Origin of the sequence: Spiroplasma poulsonii, assembly GCF_009866525.1 — a bacterium.
GTDB lineage: Bacteria > Bacillota_I > Bacilli_A > Mycoplasmatales > Mycoplasmataceae > Spiroplasma > Spiroplasma poulsonii.
The window spans coordinates 351600-374159 of record NZ_CM020866.1; the positions used below are offsets into that span (position 1 = coordinate 351600).

The 22560-nt window shown below is 25.8% G+C and carries 24 protein-coding genes; 14 read left to right on the forward strand and 10 right to left on the reverse strand.

Features of this window, described 5'->3' with window-relative positions; genetic code table 4:
- Positions 1-15 precede the first annotated feature (15 nt).
- The 12 genes from mnmG to MSROBK_RS01940 all read left to right on the forward strand — a co-directional run bounded on the left by mnmG (position 16) and on the right by MSROBK_RS01940 (position 9203).
- Positions 16-1899 (forward strand): tRNA uridine-5-carboxymethylaminomethyl(34) synthesis enzyme MnmG, encoded by a 1884-nt coding sequence (gene mnmG / locus MSROBK_RS01885; RefSeq protein ID WP_174842691.1) that lies wholly within the window; start codon positions 16-18, stop codon positions 1897-1899.
- Between the two features lie 11 nt (positions 1900-1910).
- A complete protein-coding gene (gene cysS, locus MSROBK_RS01890; protein ID WP_105628877.1) occupies positions 1911-3251 on the forward strand; it encodes a cysteine--tRNA ligase in 1341 nt (446 codons plus the stop codon).
- A 4-nt stretch (positions 3252-3255) separates the two neighbouring features.
- Complete coding sequence (gene trmFO, locus MSROBK_RS01895) at positions 3256-4473, forward strand: methylenetetrahydrofolate--tRNA-(uracil(54)-C(5))-methyltransferase (FADH(2)-oxidizing) TrmFO (RefSeq protein ID WP_227991363.1); 1218 nt, start codon at positions 3256-3258, stop codon at positions 4471-4473.
- Between the two features lie 155 nt (positions 4474-4628).
- Positions 4629-5360, forward strand: a complete 732-nt coding sequence (rlmB, locus tag MSROBK_RS01900; RefSeq protein WP_105628878.1) for a 23S rRNA (guanosine(2251)-2'-O)-methyltransferase RlmB — start codon at positions 4629-4631, stop codon at positions 5358-5360.
- A 918-nt stretch (positions 5361-6278) separates the two neighbouring features.
- Positions 6279-6452, forward strand: a complete 174-nt coding sequence (locus tag MSROBK_RS01905) for a hypothetical protein (protein WP_157944220.1) — start codon at positions 6279-6281, stop codon at positions 6450-6452.
- Between the two features lies 1 nt (position 6453).
- Positions 6454-6591, forward strand: a complete 138-nt coding sequence (locus MSROBK_RS01910) for a hypothetical protein (protein ID WP_157944221.1) — start codon at positions 6454-6456, stop codon at positions 6589-6591.
- 2 nt (positions 6592-6593) lie between these two features.
- The gene (locus MSROBK_RS01915; RefSeq protein WP_105628879.1) at positions 6594-7016 is read left to right on the forward strand and encodes a single-stranded DNA-binding protein; all 423 of its coding nucleotides are present in this window, start codon (positions 6594-6596) and stop codon (positions 7014-7016) included.
- Positions 6997-7653 carry a hypothetical protein gene (locus MSROBK_RS01920; protein WP_105628880.1) on the forward strand — a complete coding sequence of 219 codons (657 nt, stop codon included), beginning with the start codon at positions 6997-6999 and terminating at the stop codon, positions 7651-7653. Before MSROBK_RS01915 ends, MSROBK_RS01920 begins: the two co-directional genes overlap by 20 nt.
- Positions 7637-8311: an ERF family protein gene (locus MSROBK_RS01925; protein WP_105628881.1), complete on the forward strand. Its 675-nt coding sequence runs from the start codon at positions 7637-7639 to the stop codon at positions 8309-8311. Before MSROBK_RS01920 ends, MSROBK_RS01925 begins: the two co-directional genes overlap by 17 nt.
- Positions 8311-8808: a hypothetical protein gene (locus MSROBK_RS01930; protein WP_105628882.1), complete on the forward strand. Its 498-nt coding sequence runs from the start codon at positions 8311-8313 to the stop codon at positions 8806-8808. Before MSROBK_RS01925 ends, MSROBK_RS01930 begins: the two co-directional genes overlap by 1 nt.
- Positions 8798-9001, forward strand: coding sequence for a hypothetical protein (locus tag MSROBK_RS01935; protein ID WP_105628883.1), 204 nt, complete (start codon positions 8798-8800; stop codon positions 8999-9001). Before MSROBK_RS01930 ends, MSROBK_RS01935 begins: the two co-directional genes overlap by 11 nt.
- Entirely contained in the window at positions 8994-9203 is a 210-nt protein-coding gene (locus MSROBK_RS01940) for a hypothetical protein (RefSeq protein ID WP_040093953.1), read from the forward strand. Before MSROBK_RS01935 ends, MSROBK_RS01940 begins: the two co-directional genes overlap by 8 nt.
- Before the next feature lie 18 nt (positions 9204-9221).
- Here MSROBK_RS01940 and MSROBK_RS01945 read toward each other — a convergent pair whose 3' ends face one another.
- From MSROBK_RS01945 to MSROBK_RS01970, 6 genes are all read right to left on the reverse strand, one after another.
- Entirely contained in the window at positions 9222-9551 is a 330-nt protein-coding gene (locus MSROBK_RS01945; protein ID WP_133165044.1) for a hypothetical protein, read from the reverse strand.
- 77 nt (positions 9552-9628) lie between these two features.
- On the reverse strand, positions 9629-10261 hold the full coding sequence (locus MSROBK_RS01950; RefSeq protein ID WP_040093812.1) for a hypothetical protein: 633 nt from the start codon (positions 10259-10261) through the stop codon (positions 9629-9631).
- 2 nt (positions 10262-10263) lie between these two features.
- Entirely contained in the window at positions 10264-11439 is a 1176-nt protein-coding gene (locus tag MSROBK_RS01955; protein ID WP_105628885.1) for a hypothetical protein, read from the reverse strand.
- Entirely contained in the window at positions 11429-12346 is a 918-nt protein-coding gene (locus tag MSROBK_RS01960) for a hypothetical protein (protein WP_040093811.1), read from the reverse strand. Before MSROBK_RS01960 ends, MSROBK_RS01955 begins: the two co-directional genes overlap by 11 nt.
- 6 nt (positions 12347-12352) lie before the next feature.
- Positions 12353-13723 (reverse strand): hypothetical protein, encoded by a 1371-nt coding sequence (locus MSROBK_RS01965; RefSeq protein WP_040092584.1) that lies wholly within the window; start codon positions 13721-13723, stop codon positions 12353-12355.
- 15 nt (positions 13724-13738) lie between these two features.
- Entirely contained in the window at positions 13739-14200 is a 462-nt protein-coding gene (locus MSROBK_RS01970; RefSeq protein WP_040092582.1) for a hypothetical protein, read from the reverse strand.
- A 322-nt stretch (positions 14201-14522) separates the two neighbouring features.
- Between MSROBK_RS01970 and MSROBK_RS01975 the strand changes: the two genes are divergently transcribed.
- On the forward strand, positions 14523-15527 hold the full coding sequence (locus MSROBK_RS01975) for a hypothetical protein (RefSeq protein ID WP_105628886.1): 1005 nt from the start codon (positions 14523-14525) through the stop codon (positions 15525-15527).
- Positions 15487-16068, forward strand: a complete 582-nt coding sequence (locus MSROBK_RS01980; RefSeq protein ID WP_105628887.1) for a lipoprotein — start codon at positions 15487-15489, stop codon at positions 16066-16068. The genes MSROBK_RS01975 and MSROBK_RS01980 overlap by 41 nt, the downstream gene beginning before the upstream one ends.
- A gap of 27 nt (positions 16069-16095) precedes the next feature.
- On the opposite strand, the gene MSROBK_RS01985 is transcribed toward MSROBK_RS01980, so the two are convergent.
- The 4 genes from MSROBK_RS01985 to MSROBK_RS02000 are packed head-to-tail and all read right to left on the reverse strand — an operon-like array spanning position 16096 to position 22425.
- Positions 16096-19299 (reverse strand): hypothetical protein, encoded by a 3204-nt coding sequence (locus MSROBK_RS01985; protein WP_105628888.1) that lies wholly within the window; start codon positions 19297-19299, stop codon positions 16096-16098.
- A 3-nt stretch (positions 19300-19302) separates the two neighbouring features.
- Complete coding sequence (locus MSROBK_RS01990) at positions 19303-20694, reverse strand: hypothetical protein (protein WP_040092835.1); 1392 nt, start codon at positions 20692-20694, stop codon at positions 19303-19305.
- Positions 20687-20965 carry a hypothetical protein gene (locus MSROBK_RS01995; protein WP_040093566.1) on the reverse strand — a complete coding sequence of 93 codons (279 nt, stop codon included), beginning with the start codon at positions 20963-20965 and terminating at the stop codon, positions 20687-20689. The genes MSROBK_RS01990 and MSROBK_RS01995 overlap by 8 nt, the downstream gene beginning before the upstream one ends.
- Positions 20965-22425 carry a PBSX family phage terminase large subunit gene (locus tag MSROBK_RS02000; protein WP_040092839.1) on the reverse strand — a complete coding sequence of 487 codons (1461 nt, stop codon included), beginning with the start codon at positions 22423-22425 and terminating at the stop codon, positions 20965-20967. The genes MSROBK_RS01995 and MSROBK_RS02000 overlap by 1 nt, the downstream gene beginning before the upstream one ends.
- Positions 22426-22560 lie beyond the last annotated feature (135 nt).

Genomic DNA, 22560 nt, shown 5'->3' on the forward strand with positions numbered 1-22560 from the left:
TTTAAAGGAGGGATTTTAATGAAAGAATACGATGTAATTGTTATTGGGGCTGGACATGCTGGTGTTGAAGCAAGTTTAGTTGCTGCTAGAATGCAGAAAAAAACATTGTTAATTACTTTACATAAAGATAAAATTGCCTTAATGCCATGTAATCCCTCAATTGGTGGCCCAGCAAAAGGCATTGTTGTTCGTGAAATTGATGCTATTGGTGGTGAAATGGCCAAAGTTGCTGATGCGACTGCTTTACAAATGAAATTATTAAATTCTTCTCGTGGTCCAGCAGTATGAGCATTACGAGCACAATCAGATAAAATTAAATATGCAAAATATATGCAAACTGTTATTGAAAACCAAGTTAATTTGGAATTATATGAAGGAGCAGTGCAAAGTTTGTTGGTTGATGATAATAATGTTTGTTATGGTGTTGTTTTAAAAGATCAAACCCAATTTTTTGCGAAAAAAGTTATTTTAACAACAGGAACATATATGCAATCATTAGTTTTACAAGGAAAAGAAAAAAAGGCACAAGGACCTGATGGAGATATTACAACAGCGGGGTTATCAACACAATTAAAACACTTAGGGTTTGAATTATTTCGGCTAAAAACAGGAACACCCGCTCGTGTTCTTAATACTTCAATTGATTATACGAAAGCACAACCAGAACCAGGAACTGATATGAAGTTAGCTTTTTCTTATGCTACCAAAAAATTTACCCCGTTACAAGAACAAAAATTATGTTGATTAATTCATTCGACCCCAACCACGCACACTATTGTGCAAGATCATTTGCCTTTATCAGCAATGTATTCTGAAAATGTGAAAGGAACTGGCCCACGTTATTGTCCTAGTTTTGAAGATAAGATTGTTCGGTTTGCTAATAAACCTCGTCACCAAATCTTTTTAGAACCAGAGTCAAAGAGTTTAAATACAATTTATGTGCAAGGATTTTCAACATCAATGCCAATTGATGTTCAAGATAAGATGCTCCGTTCATTACCTGGTTTTGAAAATGTTGAAGTTTTAAAATGAGCATATGCAATTGAATATGATGCAATTGTTCCAACCCAATTGGCCCACACGTTAGAAACAAAACGAATTAAGAATTTATATACTGCTGGACAAATTAACGGAACAAGTGGTTATGAGGAAGCTGCTTGCCAAGGTTTAATGGCGGGAATTAATGCGGTATTGAGTATTAATAATCAAGAACCATTTATTTTACGTCGTGATCAAGCCTATATTGGTGTTTTAATTGATGATTTAATTACAAAAGGAACCGAAGAACCTTATCGGTTACTAACTTCTCGCGCAGAATATCGCTTATTATTACGAAACGATAATGCTGAAGAACGGTTAAAAAAATATGCTCATCAGTTTGGTTTAATTGATGAACAAAGTTGAAATGAATATCAAACAAATGTAAAAAACTATAATGAGGTAATCCAATTATTAAAAGATACTTATTTTACTGTAAAATCACCAATTATTCAAAAGTTAGCAACGTTAGGAATTGCCAATATTACGGAACGAATCTCGGGATATAATTTGTTAAAACGACCAAATATTGAGTTAAAATATTTAGAAGAGGAGTTACTACCTTTACAAAACTTAAAATCATTTTTAAAACAAAATCTATTAATTAACATTCGCTTTGAAGGATATATTAAAAAAGAACAAGAAATTGCTTTAAAAACAATTAAATTAGAAAATAAATTGATTCCTGCTAGTTTAAATTATGATTTAGTAGATAATTTGGCACTTGAAGCACGAGAAAAATTTAAAAAGATTCGTCCTATTTCAATTGGCCAAGCAAACCGGATTTCGGGGATTAATCCAGCTGATATTCAAATGCTTTTGTTTCATTTGAAGAAAATGGAATTTGAATCAAATAGATAAGAGGGTGAAGTATGAGATTATATAATACTTTGACTCGTGATTTTACAGATTATGGTCAAACAAAAAAAGTTAATATTTATGCATGTGGACCAACAGTTTACAATTATATCCATATTGGTAATGCGCGCGCTATTATTAGTGTTGATTTATTAGTTAGTTTTCTACAATTTCAAGGGATTGAAGTTAACTATGTGCAAAATTATACGGATATTGATGATAAAATCATTAATAAAGCTGTTATGGAAAATAAAACGGAACAAGAAATTGCTGAATTTTATATTCAAGCGTTTGAAGAAGATGTTACTAATTTAAATGTTAAAACGCCAACAGCGCGGGTACGGGTTACTGATCATATTAATGATATTGTTATTTTTATTCAAGCATTAGTTCAAATTGGGGCCGCATATGAAGTTAATGGTAATGTTTATTTTAATATTAAAGAATATCAAGAAGTTTATGGTTGTTTAGCTAATAAAAAGTTAGCAGAATTAGAAGTTAATGCACGGATTGAACATGATGCAAATAAACATAGTCAATATGATTTTGCTTTGTGGAAAAATACTTCGACAGGGCTTTCGTTTCCATTTTATGATATTAATGGTCAAAAATATCGGGGTCGTCCAGGATGACATACAGAATGTGCGGTTTTAATTGATAAATTTTTTAACCATCAAACAATTGATATTCATGCTGGGGGGATTGATTTGGTTTTTCCGCATCATGAAAATGAACGAATTCAATTTTTTGCTAAAAATAAAGGAAAAGAAATTAGTAAAATTTTAATGCATAATGGGCATTTAAATGTTGCAGATGAAAAAATGAGTAAATCATTAGATAATACTATTTTAGTTCGTGATTTTATTAAATCATATGGTGCTAATGCGTTGCGCTACTTGTTATATGCAACTAATTATACGCAACCTTTAAATGTCACTGATACTATTATTGGTGTTGTTCAAAATGAAATTGACAAGATTTTAAAGGTTTTGAAAGCAATTAATTTATTTTTAGCAGAATATGATTTAAGTTATAATTTAGAAAAGCACGGTGAATATGTTAAAAAGGTTCTTGCTGAATTAGCTAATAATTTAAATAGCCCTAATGTTTTGACAATTATTAGTCAGATGATAAAAATGATCAATACACAATTACGTAATAAAATGTTAGATTTGCAATTAGCTAGTGATTTTTATAATATTATTTTTAATATTATGAATTTTAATTTTAAATTACCGGTTATTAGTGGTGAAATTCGGGAATATTTATTGGAATGAATTAAATCTAAAGATAGCAAAGATTTTGTTAAAGCTGATGAGCTTCGTAAAGTTTTATTAGAAAAAGATATTTTTTAAACTTATGAAGACAAAAGAAATTAATATTTTTGGTGCTGGTTTAGCTGGTTCAGAAATTGCATATCAATTAGCAAAACGAGGATTAAAAGTTAACTTATATGAAGGAAAGAGCAAGCAAAAGAATTCGGTACAAAAATTAGAAACTTTTGCCGAATTAGTTTGTTCTAATTCTTTTCGTAGTGTGTCAAAAGAAAATGCGATTGGCATTTTAAAAGAAGAATTAAAATTATTGGATTCATTAATTTTAAAAACAACTTATGAAGTACAAGTACCAGGAGATGACGCTCTTAGTGTTGATCGTGAATTGTTTTCTACAAAAATTACAACAACATTATTGAATCATCCTAATATTTCTATTATTTACGATGAATTTGTGACAATTGACCCACAACAAGTTACCATTATTGCAGCAGGACCATTAATTAGTCCAAATTTTGAGACAGAATTAAAAAAGTTAATTGGAAACAAAGCGTTATATTATTATGATGGTTCAGCACCAATTATCACAAAATCGGGAATTGATTTTACGAAAGCATATTATGGGGCACGCCATTCCGAACAGAAAGATTATATTATTTGTCCATTAACAGAGCAAGAATTTGACCAATTAGTGACAGAACTAGTTAATGCAAAGCGAGTTATTATCCCTGCTTTTGAAAAATATTTTAGAGGTTGTCAACCAATTGAAGTTATGGCGCAAACATCACGAAAAATTTTGTTAAATGGTCCAATGAGTAGTAATAATCTTTTAAATCAATATGGTGAACAACCATTTGCTGTTGTCCAATTACGCCAAGATAATGTGATTGATAGTTTATATAATTTGGTTGGTTGACAAACAAATTTAACCTGACCAGAACAAAAACGAATTATTAAACAATTTATTCCTGGTTTAGCGGATGTTGATATTGTTCGTTATGGTGTTTTACATAAAAATAATTACATTAATGCACCAAAGATTTTAAATCAATATTTGCAATTTAAACAAAATAGTAACATCTTTTTTGCGGATCAAATTATTGGTGTTGAAGGTTATTTAGAATCCGCGGCATCAGGGTTATTGTGTGCTTTAAATGTTTATCAATATATGATGGAATTGCCGTTAATTAAATTACCTTCAGAAACCGTTTTGGGTTCATTAATTAATTATGTTACTAATCCAAAACAGAAGGATTTAAAACCAATGAAAGCAAATATTGGGATTCCCAGTCTTGGAACCTAAATTTCCAAGTAAAGCAGCAAAAAACTTGGCAATTTATCAGCGAGCAATCGAAAAATTAAAAGAAACTATTAAAAAGTATCAAATTGAACTATAATATTTGTAAAATAATTTATTAATATTGGTTATGCATAATAAAATAGGAAAAGGAAGATAATATGCAAGAATATATATACATTTATGGAATTAATCCCGTTGTTGAATCCTTATTAAACCCAACAATGAAAGTTAATAAATTATATTTATTAGATCAAAGTAAAAATAATGATTATTATTTAAAATTAACCCAAGATCGCCATTTAAAGGTTGCTTTTTGTTCTTCTGATAAAATGACCACATTAGTAAAAACAAATAAACATCAAAATTTAGTGTTAGAAATTTTAAAACCGCAAAATTATTCGCTTGAAACACTAACCCAAGAAGCTTTGCAAAAGAAGCATCCATTTTTATTGGTTCTTGACCAAATTTCTGACCCGCATAATTTTGGTGCCATTCTTCGAACTTGCGATATGTTTAATGTTGATGGGGTAATTATTTTAGATAAACGGCAAGTTGATATTAATGCCACGGTTGCAAAAACTTCGGCCGGAGCTTTTAATTATGTTCCTGTTTCGCGGGTAAATAATTTAACAAATGCGGTTGAATATTTAAAAAAACAAGGTTTTTGAATTTATGCAACAAGTTTAACAACAGATGCACAAAAGGTGCACGAATTAAAATATGATACCCCTGTTTGTTTAATTGTTGGGAACGAAGGGACAGGGATTAGTCACAAACTACTAAAACATTCTGATTTTAACCTTTATATTCCAACAACAGGTCATTTAGATTCTTTAAATGTATCAGTTGCGAGTGCAATTTTAATTTATCAAATTAAAATGCTACAGTAATAAAACAAATGGTAATTAGAAAGGAATTGATGCTTATTAATGAATATGAACTACTTTATTTATTTCAAGAGGGTCATAACAATAAAGCGGTAATTAATTTATGGTCGCATGGGAAAAAGAAGGGTTTTAAAAAATACATAGAAATTGAATAAGAATAATAAATTAAACCATTTACTAAAATGGTTTTTTTATTTGTAAAACCAAAATTATTAATTGATTCAGAGAAAGGGCAACATCTTAAGTTCTTAAAATAGAAACTTTTATCACAACTTTTTGATACCTTCTTTAAGTTATGTTACACATTTATTAAATATCTTAGAAATCTTTACAAAATGTCTTCTGTTTTTTCTCCTAATTTAAGGTGTTGTCCTTTCTCTGTTTCAGTTAATTATTTTATTAAAATTACAACTTAATGCAGTGTGGAACGGTTATTTTAAATAACTAAGTGTTTTTATTCCACAGGAGGCGGTCTAGCCCAGCGGTAATTAGTCCGGAAATAATAGACGCTTTAACAAGCGATAGTCGTGATAAGTCCAAGGTTAATATCAAACGACAATAAACCATAGAGATAATGACTTTATAAATAAATTTGCGATAGATATTACTTCTTAGAAGTGACAGCGGTTTAAAAACCACAAAGTCAGCATTAGGCTCTTCAAGGTGCAAGTAGATTTATTTTAAAAACTGAACGTTTTGACCTGAAATGGTGCGGATGAAGAGAGAGAAAACTCTCTGGCTCCAAAAGAAAAAAACAACTGTCGATTATTTAACTAACAACATACCGCCACCGCTCACCCGTAGTGAAGCGGATGGCGTAGTAAATAAATAGATAAATACTTAATTATATAACTAACTCTCGCTTTGGCACTTTCACTTTGGAGTGAGTGCCAGCGAGTTAAAAATAGGAGGAATTAAATTATGAATAAAAGATATTTATTAGTAATGAAAAGTAAATATGGTGATTTTAAAACTTTATTATTTTATACATTAGAAGAAGCAAAAATTACTGGTAATGTTGAAAATAAACAAGGATGAGAAACAACAATTATTGATTTAGAAGATAACAATATTAAATGACAAGGATGTGAATAATATGTGAAAAGATGAAAATGGTTATGTTTATACTGAAGATGATTTATTTAATTTAGCATTAGAAGAATGTCATTCAGAAGATAGTGCTTATGAATATATTGATAATTTAATTGAAGAAATGGAATTAGAGGAAATTTAATAATGAATAAATTTATTGGAATTGGTAGAACAACTAAAGATATTGAAATTAAAAAAACACAAAATGGTAAAGAATATACCATATTTCAATTAGCAGTAATAAGACCTTATTCTACTCAAAAAGAAACTGATTTTATATCTTGTCAAGTTTGAAATAAACAAGCAACTGTTTTACAAAAATATTGTCAAAAAGGTAGTCAAATAGCAGTTACTGGTGTTTTACAATCTTTTAAAAATAAAGATAATAAAACTGAATGAATAGTACAAGTTTCTAATTATGAATTTTTACATACAAATAATGATTTAAAAAGAGATATATTATTATCTAAAAAAACACCAGAAATAATTGCAGAAGAACAAATAAATTATAGTTCAGAAGATATTAAAGATTTAATGGGTGATAATGATGCCATCATGTGAGATTAAACCATTATATATTTATAATAATGAATTACATAAATATAGTATTTTAATCCCTAGTGTTAGTCAAATTGTTAATATTTTAGTGCCAAAAGATTATTCGCAAATTGATGAGAATATTTTAAAATTAGCACAAACTCGTGGAATATGTTTACATAATATGATTGATTGTTGAATAAAAAATAATTTTGATGATGAATTAATTGAGTTTATTAATTGTGATATAAAATCACACAAAGATATTTTTAATAATTTTACAAAATTATATCAAGAAACTTTTAAAGATATTAAATTTAAACATTATGAAACTGAAAAAACACTTTATAACCCTTTAATGTGTGGTACAACTGATTTTATTGGAATAACTATTGATAATGAATATATAATATGTGATTGAAAAATTACTAGTTCTAATGAAGAAACTGATATTAAACGCTATATTTGACAATTAAAACTTTATTATTTATTAGAAAAAGATTTTTGTATAGATAGTAAAAAAATATTAATGATAATTATAAATCCAAAATTAAAAATAGTAATTAAAGAAAAAGTTAATATTACTAAACAAGATTTAGAAAAAATTAAAGATGCCATTTTAATATGACAAGAAAGAGAGGAATGAGAAAATGCAACAAGAAACTAAAAAAACATTAATAGCAAGTATTGGTGAAATTCAATCTAATATAAATATTTTTGTTGGTAAAAATGCAAGGAATGATTTTAATAAATATAATTATTTTACTGAAAGTGATTTATATCAAACTTTAAAACCACAATTAAAAGAGCATCATATAACTTATACAATTCAAGCAGTTGGTGAACCAACATTTATTAATAATGATAAAATGGTAAATTATTATTCAAAAGGTTTATTAACACTTTATAAAAATGATGAAAAATTAGAATTAGGAATTATTTTATCAGCACAAAATTCAGATATTGCAAAAGCAGTTGGTAGTGCTTTAACTTATGGTGCTCGTTATTGATTGTGTAAGACATTTGGTATAGCAACTGATGAATTAGACCCCGATAGTACTGAAATAAGTAAAGAAAATAGTAATCAAGTTATTAAAGAAACTAATAAGCAACAAATTAATAATTTAAATCCAAATTGAATGAGGGAAGAGCATTTTAATAATATTAAAGATTTTATTACAAATACAAAAATAGAACAAGATATTATTTCAAAAGGTAAAAATTGAATAAAAGAAGAATTAAATGTTGAAAAATTATCACCAGTTATAATTAGAAAGCAAAGCGAAGATTTTTATTATCAATTTAAAGAAAGATTTTTAAGATAATGATAAAAATAGGTATTGACCCATCAGGAACTGGTACTACTGCTATTGTTATATATGAAGATAATAAATTAATTAAACAAAATGAATTTACTAGTAAATATTGAAAAGAACATTATAAATTTATTGATGAATTTATAGATGAATATTTATATTCAGATTATTATGTAAAAAATAAAGGTGAACTTTTTCCAAAAGGATTAAATATTGAAGATTGTTTATATACATCTGCTAATGCTAGTAAAGATAGAGATGATTTATTAAGATTACTGGGTGCGATTGAAAATACTTGAGTTAGTTATAATTGAGTATCACCACGCCATACTAAATCAGTTGTTAAAAATATGGAAAATTTAAGTAAATATAATGATAGTTCTGTATGAAAATATGAAAAAGATACTAATTTAACTTATGAATATGGTAAAGGTTGAAAATATAAGAATGAAAAAATAAGTAATCATTTACGAGATGCCATTATTATTGCTAATTATGAGAGTTAATATTATGAAACATTCATATAATCAAAAAACTGGAAAATATTATTCTTGCAAAATTAGGAATGTTAATATTTACTTAAATAAAAACGAAGAAAAAGTTTGAAATGAATTAAATTTTAGTACTTATTCTCAAAAAATAGAATATCTTATTAACTTTTATATAACACATGATAAAGGAAATAAAGAATATGAATAATTATATTTTATGTTATCGCTCTGAACAAGGTAATCGCCCTTGTAAAAACCCTCGTGGTGAATATATAATTGGGATTGATAAACAAGATGTAGATATTAATTCAACTGAATACTGAGAATATTATAAAAATAATTATGGAGAAAATAATTTAGTTATTTGTAAAGTTAAAAATTTATACTTAATATTAGAAAATAAAAAATAACCAATTAAGGTTATTTTTTTAAATACTATTTGTTAATTTTTTAATAGCATCTTTTTGTGCTTGCTTTTTATCATTTACTTTAACTTGTTTTTTAACATTTTTAATTTGACCTGTTTTTAATGCTAATTCTGTTGCATAATCAGGTCCTCTTAAATGCTTTTCGTGAGCAATAACAGCAGTTCTTAATTCTCTAATTTCTGCTTTATATTTTTTAATTTTTTTAGCAGATAATCCTAGAATACCAAGACTACCCATTCCACCCGCACCCGCTAACACAAGTAAAGCAATCATTAATGTTTCATTCATTTTATTTAATTCCTTTCTTATTCTTACTCAAACAGTGGCCATCTATCCTTTCAGAACAAAATAATTTATAAATTAAACTATATAACCACCCAAAAATATCAACCGCCCCTATATATAGTCTATTTTAAATTTAATTCTTTGTTATTTTCTTCTTGTTTTTGTTTTTTAATATTTTCATTTTGTATATTTTTAAATATTTCTTCTGTTATGCCATCTAAATTATTTCATTGTTTTGCTAATCTTGGTTGAATAACACGCGGATTAATCCGACAATCTAAACAATGTCTTAAATGGTCTTTTTTTCATTTTGATTTATCAATTCAAATGATAATTAAAGAAATTATTAAAGTAATTAAAGGTAATATTGTAAATACTAATCCCATTTTAGATATTTTTAATCTTGGTATATCAATTTTCATATCTACTTTTGGTTTACTACTAGCAACAAATATGCCCTGAATTCCATACGTAAATAAAGGTGTTAATAAAATAGCAATGCCATTACCTCAATATTGACCATAATTATATCAATTAATATCATCTTTAATTGCATTAATCATTCCATATTCTAACCAACAATTTAATGCTAAAAATATCAATGTATAAAAACTAACTACTCAACTACGAATTTTATATTTTCTTTCTCATTCTCTAATATCTTTATGAGTTCAATTATAAGTTGGAATAGGGTCTTTTTTAAATCAATTTCAAGGTAACGCCCCCTTTAATCAAGTTGTTTTATCTTGCTTCATAATTAACTCACCAATTTTCTTTCAATTTTTAAATTAACTATATTTACATTATCATAAGAACTAATAAGACCATTTGTGTCAATATACCAAACAATTCCACAACCAATATCAAAATCTTTAAAAGTTTCTACAAACATATATGGTAAAATTGAAAATTGACATCATATTTTATATTTAAATTTAGAACTATCAAAATCTTTAATTTGATATTCAGTTGCTGGTTTAAAATCACTAGTATCTACAAATTCTCAATCATTACCAACACTAATAGAAATATCACCATTACCTAATAATGAATTACCATTAATAGTTTTAATATTTTCCCCACTTACTAATTTATCTTGTTTAAGAATAATATCTTGTGATGTTTTTACAATATATTTATCATCTTGCTTATCAATATAAGCTTTATTTAAATCACTATCTTTAATACCATATGATGGAATATCACCACTTTGTTTTGCTTTTCAGACATTATCTTCATAATAAATCGTGTTATTATCAAATGGAACTATTAATTTAATATATTCATTATAATCAATTTTAGAAAAATCATTAATAATTGGATAAGTAATATTTATTGAACCATCTGTTTGCAATCGCTCTTTTAATCAAAATAATAATGTTGGATAAAATGTTTTTTTAGTAATATATTTATATTCTTCTTCTCATGGATGAGAATAGTTTCCTAAATGATAATTATACGGTCTAGATACCGTTTTACTAGATATAATATCAATTATTTCACCTGCTAATTTTAAAGCATTTTTAACATCACGAGTAATATTTTCATTTGCTTCTGGGTCATTAGTTTGTGAATATGCTACACCACCTTGTGAAAATGAAGCACTACCAGTTAAATCATTAACTCCTTTTGGTAAATATCAATTTATAACTGCTAATAAACAAGCCGATTGAATATAACTTAATCATTTATCATATTCAATTAAACCAGTATTATCTTTTTTTACTCAAGGAAACAAATCTTTTTTATTAATTTTATCTGAAATTGTCCCACCTGATAATCTATCCATTCATAAACTAGTTTTTAAAATAGCATTATAAATTAAGTTATCATTACAAGCAGATTGCTTTCTATCATTAATAGGTTGTCAAAGTTTACTTTCTTTCACATCTTCAACTGTTATAAATAACAAATTACTTAAATTATTTTCCATATAAAACACCTCTTAATTGATTACGATATTTATTTTTTAAATTACTTGGCTTATAACTATTAACTCTTGTTTTTGTTTTCTTAATTGTTTTGATAGTTTGATTAGTTTTGTAAAACATATTTTTAACTGGTGATTTATATAAATTCTTAATATTTTTAACATCACTTTTTCGTTCTCGATACCATTTTTTATTATTAATTTCACCAGCAAAATTAAAATTAAAATGGCCAATCTTTAAATTATTAATAAACTTTTTAATTTGTTGTAATTTTTGAACTGTTGGTAATGTTAATTTAGTAGTTCCTTTGGGATATTTTTCTTTTAATCCTCTTGGCAGTCTTTTTTTAATATAATTTCTTAAATGACTAGGTAATCATTTTCTTAATCAATAACGTCAAAATAAAGTACCCGCATTAGAAACGGCATTACTTAATAATTTTCAAATTTCAACTGGAACACTAGGATAAACATAGGGACCATAAAACTTCGGGTGTTTTGCTGTTTTTGTATATATTAAAATAGTTAAATTACCTGTTAAAGTTAATTTATTTGTAATATTAAACATACCACTATCAAGTCAACTACTATTTAAAGGTTGTCAATTAGTATTTAGATAATTTTCTTTTTTAAATTGTTCTCTATTTTTAATATTATTATCTTTTTCTAATTGACTTAATATTTGTTGAATTTCTCTTTTATGACCCTTTTTAATTAAATCTAAATAAGTAAATGGATTTAACCACTGATAAATATCTTCAATCTTATTTGTAATTTTTTGTAGCGGATTAGAATAATATGAAGCAAATTTGTTAACCTTATTAATTAAATTAACAAATTTATTTATTATTGATTTATTACCTAAATTCTCTGCTAATAAAGTTAAAATTCGTAATATTAATAAGTTCATTGTTTATTAAGTATTTTTAATTACGACATCAATTGGATTTGTTTGACCAGTAGCGTTGTTTTTACCCTCAATCTGAACTGAAATTGCTTTATCATTTGTAATATCAATTGGTCAATCTTCACCCTTACTTTCAATAAAGTAATCATAATCATTTTCAGTTAAAGAACTATCTACCGCTTTTACTGCTTTTAAAACGACAGCTTTAAATTGTGGTTTTAATTGTTCGATTGTTGCTTTTGTTGGGTCTGTGACATGAATAGTTGGTTTATCTAATTTATTAATTTTACTAATATCAATTTTATTTGTTGTTGGTTCATTAATTACATAATCAACTGGTACTCTAAATGTTTTATTTAAATTATTGTAAGCTGCTGTTCTTTCTTCAATTGTTGGTTCTTTTTCTAAAATAATTTTACATGTTTTTGGATATAAAATTGTTGGTGTTGCATATTGTACTTTACCAATTCATTTAGGGTTAGCAGTATCATTATCTAAAACTTGTTGAATAGTATCCATATTAATTGGATATGCTCATACTTGTTTATTAATAATTAAACCACTTACATTAGTAAAATTATAACCTTTATCACGGTTAACTTGTCCTTTTGTATATGTTTTTTCTAAATGAAAACTTTTTGATACAGGAATTCCCATTGCGGTATTTTCATATAATTCACCATTAACCATTGCTTTTAATTGAGCTTGTGAACCAATTACTTTTAAATAAGCCGGTGTTAATCCTAAATATGCTCTTCGTCCTAAAACCATAAACATTTTATCGGTTGGCAATCCAAAATATAAATTACTAATTTGATTAGTTAATTCAATCAAAGTTTCATTTAATGTAAAGAATGCCTTATTTGCATCATCAGCATTTTCTGCTGTATAACTACGAAATGGAATTACTTCATATTGACCATCTGCTAAACAATAATCATAAATAGCCTGAATTAATTCACATTCTAAATTAACAAATTTATTCTGTACAACACTAGAAATAGCATCAGCAATAACACCATTTTTAATATTTTGTTCTATTAATGCTAAATCAAAAGCCTCATTCATTAATTTTAAATTAAATCTTTTATCAATAGGTACTGGAATTCTTGTTAATCCCATTGTTTGAGTTGCTCCACCATTTGGTAATGAATAATCATTTTGTCATACCACACGATGAGTTAAATTATATAATGCTTGTCCTGCATTAGGTAATCAAGCAACTTGTTCGGCAGTTGCTGTTGCATACTGCATAATACTTGCATATTCATTATATAAAGGTCCACGCAATAAAGCATTAACCATATCAACATAGGCTTTTTGACCTGTTGTATTACCTTGTAATGTAAAAGGTACTTGTGGCAAATTAATTGTTGCCATAATTTTCACTCCTTATTATCTAAGGTTTTTAAGTGTGAAATCTGATATCTTTTTAATCTCTTCCGGAGTATATGCTCCTTTTTCTTTAATAATTTCAATTTCATCATTTTTATTTTCAACTGAATTTTCAATCATATCTTTAATAAAATTAGTTGGTGAAACTGATGGTTGTTCTTCAACAAACAAATCAGGTTTTAATTCTTTTAAAGTTTGCATTTTTTCAGTTAAAGAATTACCACTAACTTTATCTAAGTTAGTTTTAATATCTTCAATTTTAGTAGTTGGAACATATTTAAAGGCTTTTAATTCATCTAATTCATTAGATAATTTAATAAAGTCTTCTTTTGATATAACATCTTCGCGTTTTTGCACACTTTCTCTAATTTGTTTGGCTTCATTATTAAACTGATTTAAGATATTTTCTGCAATTTCTTCACTTAAACCTTGTTCTATTAATTGTTCTTTTGTAAGCGCCATTTTATAAACTCCTCTTTTTTTATCCTTGTTCGATTAACAAGTCAGCATAAACCCTTTTTTATGGAAAAAGATTAAACTCATAATTTAATTATACACCCATAGTTTATAAATACAATACTTTTTATAAACAAATACTAAACTTAATGTATTTTGTTGCTAATTTAAACCTTAAAACGTGTAATAAGAACTATTTTTCAAGATAAAATTTTTAAAATAATTCATAATTTTGCTTGTATATATATATATATATATATATATATATATATATATATATATATATATATAATGCCAATAGAAATTGATAAGAAGGAGAAATACAAGTATGAAAAAATTACTAAGTTTATTAAGCTTATTAACAATTAGTGGAAGTGCTGTACCAACAACAATTGCCGCTAGTCCTTATCAAAAAGAACAAACTATAAGAGTAAAAAGACAAACACAAAATCATATTTTTAAAACTAATGGAGCTGATAAACCAACAGAACAACAAATCAAAGAAAAAGTAGTGGAATTAAATCCCAAATTAAATATTAATAAAATTAATGTTACAGAAATTACTGAAAATAGTGCCGTAATCGCTATAGATGGTTTTAGTGGTAAAAAAACAATTAATTTTACAGTTAATAAATCTGTACCAATAAACAAAGTTATTACAAATACTAATTTGGGAGAAATAGATTTTTCAATTGGTGGATGAACACCAAACCAAATTGTTCAAGAATCCTTAAAACTTTTTAATCCTAAATTAGATATTTCAAAAATTAATATTACAAATATTAGTTTAAATAGTGCCAAAGTTAAAACAAATGATACAAGTATTTATACTGGTGAAATAAATGTTAATTATAGTAACCCAGTAAAATCAGTTTTTAAAAACACTGAATTAGGATTAATTAGAATTAATGGTGTTAATAAACCAACAGAACAAGAAATTAAAAATAAATTAAAAGAATTAAATAAAAATTTAGAAAATAGTATAAATGATTTTGAAGTTAGTGATATAACAACAGCAAATGCAAAAATAAATTTTAAAAGAAAAGATATTTTAAGTGGTAAAGTAGTCGTTACTTTTATATCTAATGTTAATTTAAATAAAATTATTACAAATAATAATTTAGGTGAATTTAAAACTGAAAATTTATCTAATCCAACAAAACAACAAATTAAAAATAAACTAAAAGAAATGTATAGCAATTTAGATATCACAAAAATTAACGTTGAAAATATTAGTAATAACAATGCAATTATCAATTCTTTTGATACAAATACTTATACGGGAAATATAAATGTTAATTATACGGTTTCAATATACTCACTTAATTGATAATAAAAGAGGAAATAATCAAACGAAAAGATTATTAAGTATAATTGGCGTAATCTCATTAGTAGCAACAAGTACAACAAGTTTAGTTGGGTGTAAAACTGAAGATCAATTATGGTTAGAAAAATTAAAAAAAGAAAAAGAAGAAAACAAAATAAATACTACTAACCAAGAAATTAAAGATAATTTAGAATGAATAGCACCACAAGAAAAGCCATTTAATGAGATTGATGATAAATATTATTATGTAGTATGGTGTGGTGATAAAAATCAAAAATGATATTTAAGTAAGTTTAATAATGATACAAAATTAGAAGATGGAAATGAAAAAAAAATTGATAAATTAAATAATTCTACATTATCTTTATACTTTTATATCGATTCTAGTTTTCCAGTTTTAACAACAGATATTTTTTCAGAAAATATAAAAATCCCTTGAAGTAGTAAAAGTAAGTATATTAATTCAGTATATCGTTGAAATTTAACTAAACAAGAACCTGATTTAATTGTTGATAACGATGGTAATGTAAAAGTTAAAGGAGAATAAAAAAGAGATTTTACATTTCTTTTTCTTTTACCTTGGTGTAATTGTGATTTTAATAGGATTATCACTGTTATTTACGATATTTAATACACCCAAAGCATTAAGGTCTATTGTTATATCTTTATTATTACCTGCATAATTTAAGTTAATTTGAGCCAACAATAATAACTGAGCAAATAATACTTTTGATAATCTAATTTTTAATTTCATATCATTAGTATAATATGCTTGTAAATATGTTTCTTTAATTTTATTATCATCATTATCAGATAATTTTGTTATTTGAAGTAAAAAATTAACTGCTCCACTTTTTTCTGTATAATAAATGCTTTTATAATTTCCACTTGGTAAACCAGTAGTAGAAGCAGTAGAGAATGTTTGAACTTCATTAGTTATATTATCAGTATATAAAGTTATAGTATTATCAAAATTAATATTATCATTTTGTGGTAAACCTTCCCTTTTTAAAGTTATATTAGACAATAAACCACTATTAAAATCGCAACTATTAGCCCCGCCTAGAAGATTAATATTTCTATACTTAATAAATCGCTCTATTTCAGGTTTAAAACACCTAACTTGTAAATTATTAAGATTACTTATTTCTATTGTTTTATAAGCATCTTTAAATTTACTAATACTTTGAATTGTTGGGTCAATTTGTCTTAAATCAATTTCGATTTCACAATAACCTTCATTAAATTCATCAGAAAATAAATTAACAGTAGTACCATAATGTTGTGCTTTTTTACATTGTGGTGGTGCTGTAATTTTAGTTTTTAATGCTTGTCCTGTTTTAGCATCTCAGATATCTTTTGTATAAGGTTTATAGTTATATGGTACTGGTGGCAAGACATATTCTGGGTAATTAAATGTTGGTATTTCATAGTCATGTGGTAATAAGAAACTAGTTTTATAATTAGTTGTCATATCGCGTAAATAATTATTTAATGTACTTTTTGTTTTTCCACGAAAACTTCATACTGATAATTTTAAGTAATCTTCTTCATTGTTAGTATATGGGTTATCAGCATAAAAGATAATTTCAAAATTACCTTTATATAATGCTTGGATTGAAAACATATCAATAATATAGCTACAATTTGTTCCATCAGGTGTTTGTAAAAATTCGCAATTATTATCTTTTTCACTATCACTAACTGGTGTTTGTAAATCTACTGCTCTTACTAATTCATTAATTAAATAAACTTGGTTAGTTTTTTGATTTAATTGTTTTAAATTATAAGTTGAATAAATTAATTCACTTGTTGGTTTACCATCTTTAGTTAAAACAGGACCTTTTAATTTATCAGTTAATAAAGTAGTAAAACTAAAACTAGTAGCATTTGCACCAAATATAGCACCAACTTTGTCGTTTCCTTGTTCTCTAAATATTTCAAAGGGTAAATAACCCTTACCTTTTGAATTTTCAGATCAAAATGCATCATTATAAAAACTATAAATATTAGCACTCATAAAGCCATTTAATCATTGAAAATTAGGTCATGATTTTTCATTTTTGTTAATTACTCATCCTCATGGAATACCAAAGGAAATAAAGTTTAAGAATTTACCAACACCGCCCGGTATCGTAAAAGGATTAAATACTAATTTTTGAGTATAGTTTAAAGGTAATACGGTAACTTGGCGATTAATAAAATTATTCATATTTAAAATATCTCAAACATTACATGAACCCATTTTGCTATATTCAATTTGAACTTGACCTACTGTATTACCAAATTCATCTTTTCTTCTAAAATATGATGATGCTTGAGTACTAATAATATTATCAACATTACCGCCATTTACTTTTATTTTGTTTGGTGGTGTTATTTTTCAATCTTTAGATCAATAAAATTTAGAGTTTTTATCTTCTTTATGAATATTTCTACCAACACTAGAATTAGTTGCTGATGTAGTAGTGGGGTCGGTTATAACAATGCCCTCACTATTTTTCTGTTTTCAAAAATCATATCTACTTTCCATATCTTTTTTTCAATCTTCATAACCAGTTATCATTGTTGGTTGAATACCTTGAATGTTATATCAGCTTACTTCTGGTGATGCATAATTATTAACTTTGTCGGGTGGACAAGGATACATGTTATACATTAATAAATCTCTTGAATTCATAACTTTTTTATTAAATTGACCTTTAATAATTGGCCGACCAATTACAGGCATATCAAAAAAGATAGGATTACCATAAAATTTAACTGCCATTGCTCTAACCCCCGGGTCTTTTAATAAAACTTCATCTAATTCAACAATACCTTTATTTAGTTTTTCATCATAAGTTATTTTAGGAAAACAATAACCTTCACCTGGGGCACTTGTTTGTATAAATTGTCTTACTGATAAACCACTATTACTAATTTTGTCATTAATACTTGAAAATGTAATTTCTTGTCATAAAAAACTACCATCATAAGGTGAATAATAATTAATAACATTAGATGGATATAATCATTGTCTATCTTGTGGTGCAGAATTAATATTACCCCCACCAATATTTAAACCACGGTCATTAAATACAGTATAAAAATTATAATAATCATTAATATTTAATTTATTGACATCTTCATCTAAAATTAATAAAGTATATTGTCTTTCAGTTGATTGTTGAGTAAATACTTGTTCAAATTTAGCTTCACCAAATTGAATTGAACTTCTATCATCAATCATATAAGCATCTCAATATTTCCCAACCTTAACTTCTTTAGTATAAAAATTATCTGCTTTATTATCATTATTCATAAAATAACTTAATTTATATTGCTTTAAGTATTCTAGCATTCTATTAATATCATAAATATTTTCACCATCAATTAATTTTCAATAAACATTATTATTTTCATCTTTTAATTTTATAGCAAATGGTGTTTCATTATTGGCTCATATAGTTGAATTAATTGGCTGTTTATTAAAATCATCAATCGTTAATATATTAATTTCTTCACCTTTATATTTTTGTACTATTTTTAAACTATTTTGTCATTGAGCAATAGTACTTTCCATATTATCAAATATGCGTGAATAACTACCATAATCACTTGGTTTTGCATTATTAGGTTTTCATCCTGTTTCAGTATCAGGGATATATGAACTATAAACATTAAAAGGAAATACCATTCAATGACGATTGTCTTTTATGTTTTCTCTGATATCTATTAAAGTATCGTGGGCTTGTCTTCTTAATTCTTCGATAACTCCGGGATTAATTCTACTCATTTGTTAATTCTCCTTAATTTCTGTTCTACCTTGTAAGGCATTTTGATTATTACCAGTTTCATCATATTCTAGTAATTTATTATTATGTTCAATTTCTTTGGTTTGCATTTTATCTTGTCATTTTTCTATTTTTTCAAAATATTTGTTTGCTTCTAATTCATCAATATTATCATATTCAGTAATTGCTCTTATTGGTTCCATTGTGCCATTATCTAATCTAGCAGTAATTAATTCATTTTGTCGCATTTGGTCAACTAAACTAGCACTAACAAAATCAAAACCATAAGGTCGTTCACCAACACCATCTCATAAACCATAATATTTTAAAACAGTATCAAACATCTTTGTATAATATTGTTTACGATATGCTTGTAAATATGCTTGTTTTTCTAAATCTTTGGTTTTAGTTAATAAAGATTGTGTTTTATTTTGGTCATTATCTGATTTATCACCAAAAGGACTAGAAAAATGACATGCTAAATATACTTGTTCAATAATTGATTTTTCGTCTTCGGTATATGTTTCTAAGGTTGGTGTACCTTGTACTACTTGTAAAGATTGTGATAATTGACCATCTACTGCTGATTGACCTGATTGAATAAAAATATCATCAAAAGCATCTTGTAATACTTTTTTATTGCCTTTGTTATAAGCAGTCATTAAATCATCATCTAATACCCCATATCAATGAGTACGATTTGCTCATCTTTCTTTTGATTTAATATTAAAACTATCTTCTAAATCAAATTGTAATTTATAACAATTTGCCATAGTAGGCCATGGGTTTAATGTTGTTGAAGTTGATAAAAATAATGGATTAGGTTCATTAATCATTTCTCAAAAAGGGACAATACCTAATTTGTTTTTAAATTCTTGTACTAAAACAGGTCTAACATCATCTTTAATTTGTGTTTTACTTTGCCCAACAACTACTTCATTATTTTTTGGTCAACCTTTAATAATTATTTTATCTTTGGTACAAATTAAATTTAAAATAAAACCACTATCTGATTGATGATAATTTAATCAAATATCAGCACCTTGTTCAATTTCATTTATTTTGCTTACTCTTGAAGTAAAGTTAAATGGGTTAATTCATAAATCAATATTGCCATCACTAGTTTCTAATAAACCAAAGATAGTTTTACCCATTAAACTGGCTGTTAATTCATTTTTATCTAATTTTTCTTTTATTTTATAAGTTTCATATCATCAATTTAATTTTTCTAAAATGTCTTTACGATGAGACTTAAATAAAATATCTTTACCATTTACTAGTCGCATTTGATGGCGAGCAATAATATTTGCTAAATTAATAGTTCAATCATAATTATAAAATTTTAAAACACTATTAATATCATTTAAGTTTGGTAAACTAGGGAAAGTATTATTCATTGTTATTTTGCTCCTTTAATTTTAAAATAAGTGCATAATTAATAATATTTACTGTTAATAAATTTGGTTCATTTGATAAAACTTGTACACATACTTTAATTTTTTGATATTTCTTAATATATTCGTTATATAAATTTAATTTACATATTGCTATATTATCTTTTTTTAATTCTTGACAAAGTCTTTTTTTAACTTGTCCACAAACAGACATATAAGGTCTTTTTGCATTTATTACACGTTCATCATGTATTACATAAATATCTTTTTTCATTAAGTTAATCACTCCCTTTGTTGTCATAATTTATAATCGGATGAACTATTATGTTTAACCATTGGTATTAATTCAAAGTGTAAAGCATAAAAATCACTATCAAATGTATCATCATATAAATCTAACATTCGTTCTTCTCTTACATCGGGTTTATCTTCTCATTGAATTAATTCATATTGGGTTTTACTTACAGGACATTTTTCTCATAATCATTTTAATTGATTAGTATTTATTAACATTGTAAATGCTTCTACACGATGTTTTATTTTAAACTTCTGCTTTTGTGCTGGTTTAAAATTCATGTATTGACCAAAAGTATAATTATATTTTTCTCTATTTAAACTTTCTAATGTTGCATAAGCACTATCATCAACATTAATTGATATTCCTTGTTGTATTAAATTAAAATATTGGTTTAATTGATTGTTGTAAAACTCTAAAATATCTTTTACTTGTTCTAATGGTCCTTTAAATTGTTGCGTAGCATTTGAGTGTGTATATTCAGCAACTTTATAGGCTTTTTTATCAAATGAATTATATATTCAAAAGCTCGATGCTGTTGTATGTCCTTTGGGACTAGTAGAGTTTGCTAAGTCAACACCACCTAATAATTTAGTTGGTTGAATAATATCTGTTGCTTGCATAATATCAATATATCTTGCAAAAATTGAACCACTAGTATTCCCAGGCAGTCCTCAACTTCATACTCTTGCTCTTTCAATATCTAATTGTTCTAATCTTAATTGTTCATTAACTTTATCTTGTGGTAATTCATAATTAAGTCTTCAACTAGAATAATGAATAATAATCTTCATATTTCATTTTTCAATATAATTAATTTGTTCATATTTACTACGCATTATTTCTTCATTAAAAGGTAATAATTCATTACAATAACCAACAATATATCTTTTTAAGCTTTCAGGATTACATGTATTAATTGTTATTTTATTTTGATAACCACGAATAGCAAATTCTAAATCACTTAAATCTTTTTGTTGAAATTGATCACATTCTTCTCTTCAATCAATAACTAATTTATATTTATTTAAATCAGCAAAAGCTTTTAATTTTTCTTTTCGACTTGGTGAATGTAAACCTTTACAATATATTTTGCTCCCATTTGATAAAGTAAAAGTAAAATTAGATAAATTAATAGTATAAGAAATATTATTTTCATCTAACATATTTCATATGTTTTGAAAGACACTATCTTTTAAATCTTTACTTCAATACATACTAGCAATAATACAAATTGGTTCTTTAATCAATAAACTAATTTTTAATAATTCACCAAACATTTTAATATTTGAAATAGTTTTACCACTATATCGTGTTCCAATTTGATTAATTTCATTAACTAATTCATATTTTTTAGCAAATGGATATTTATCACCAACATTACTATTTTGTAATAACCAATAAGGCGTTTCTAACAAATAAGTAAAATGATTAAGCATTATTATCACTTTCTTTTTTAATATCTCTAATATCAGTTTGTAAATTAACTATTATTGGTTGTTGATTATTTAAATTTAATTCTTTTCAAGTTCTTTTTCTTGCAGTGAATATTTATAATTAAATGCTCGTTGTCA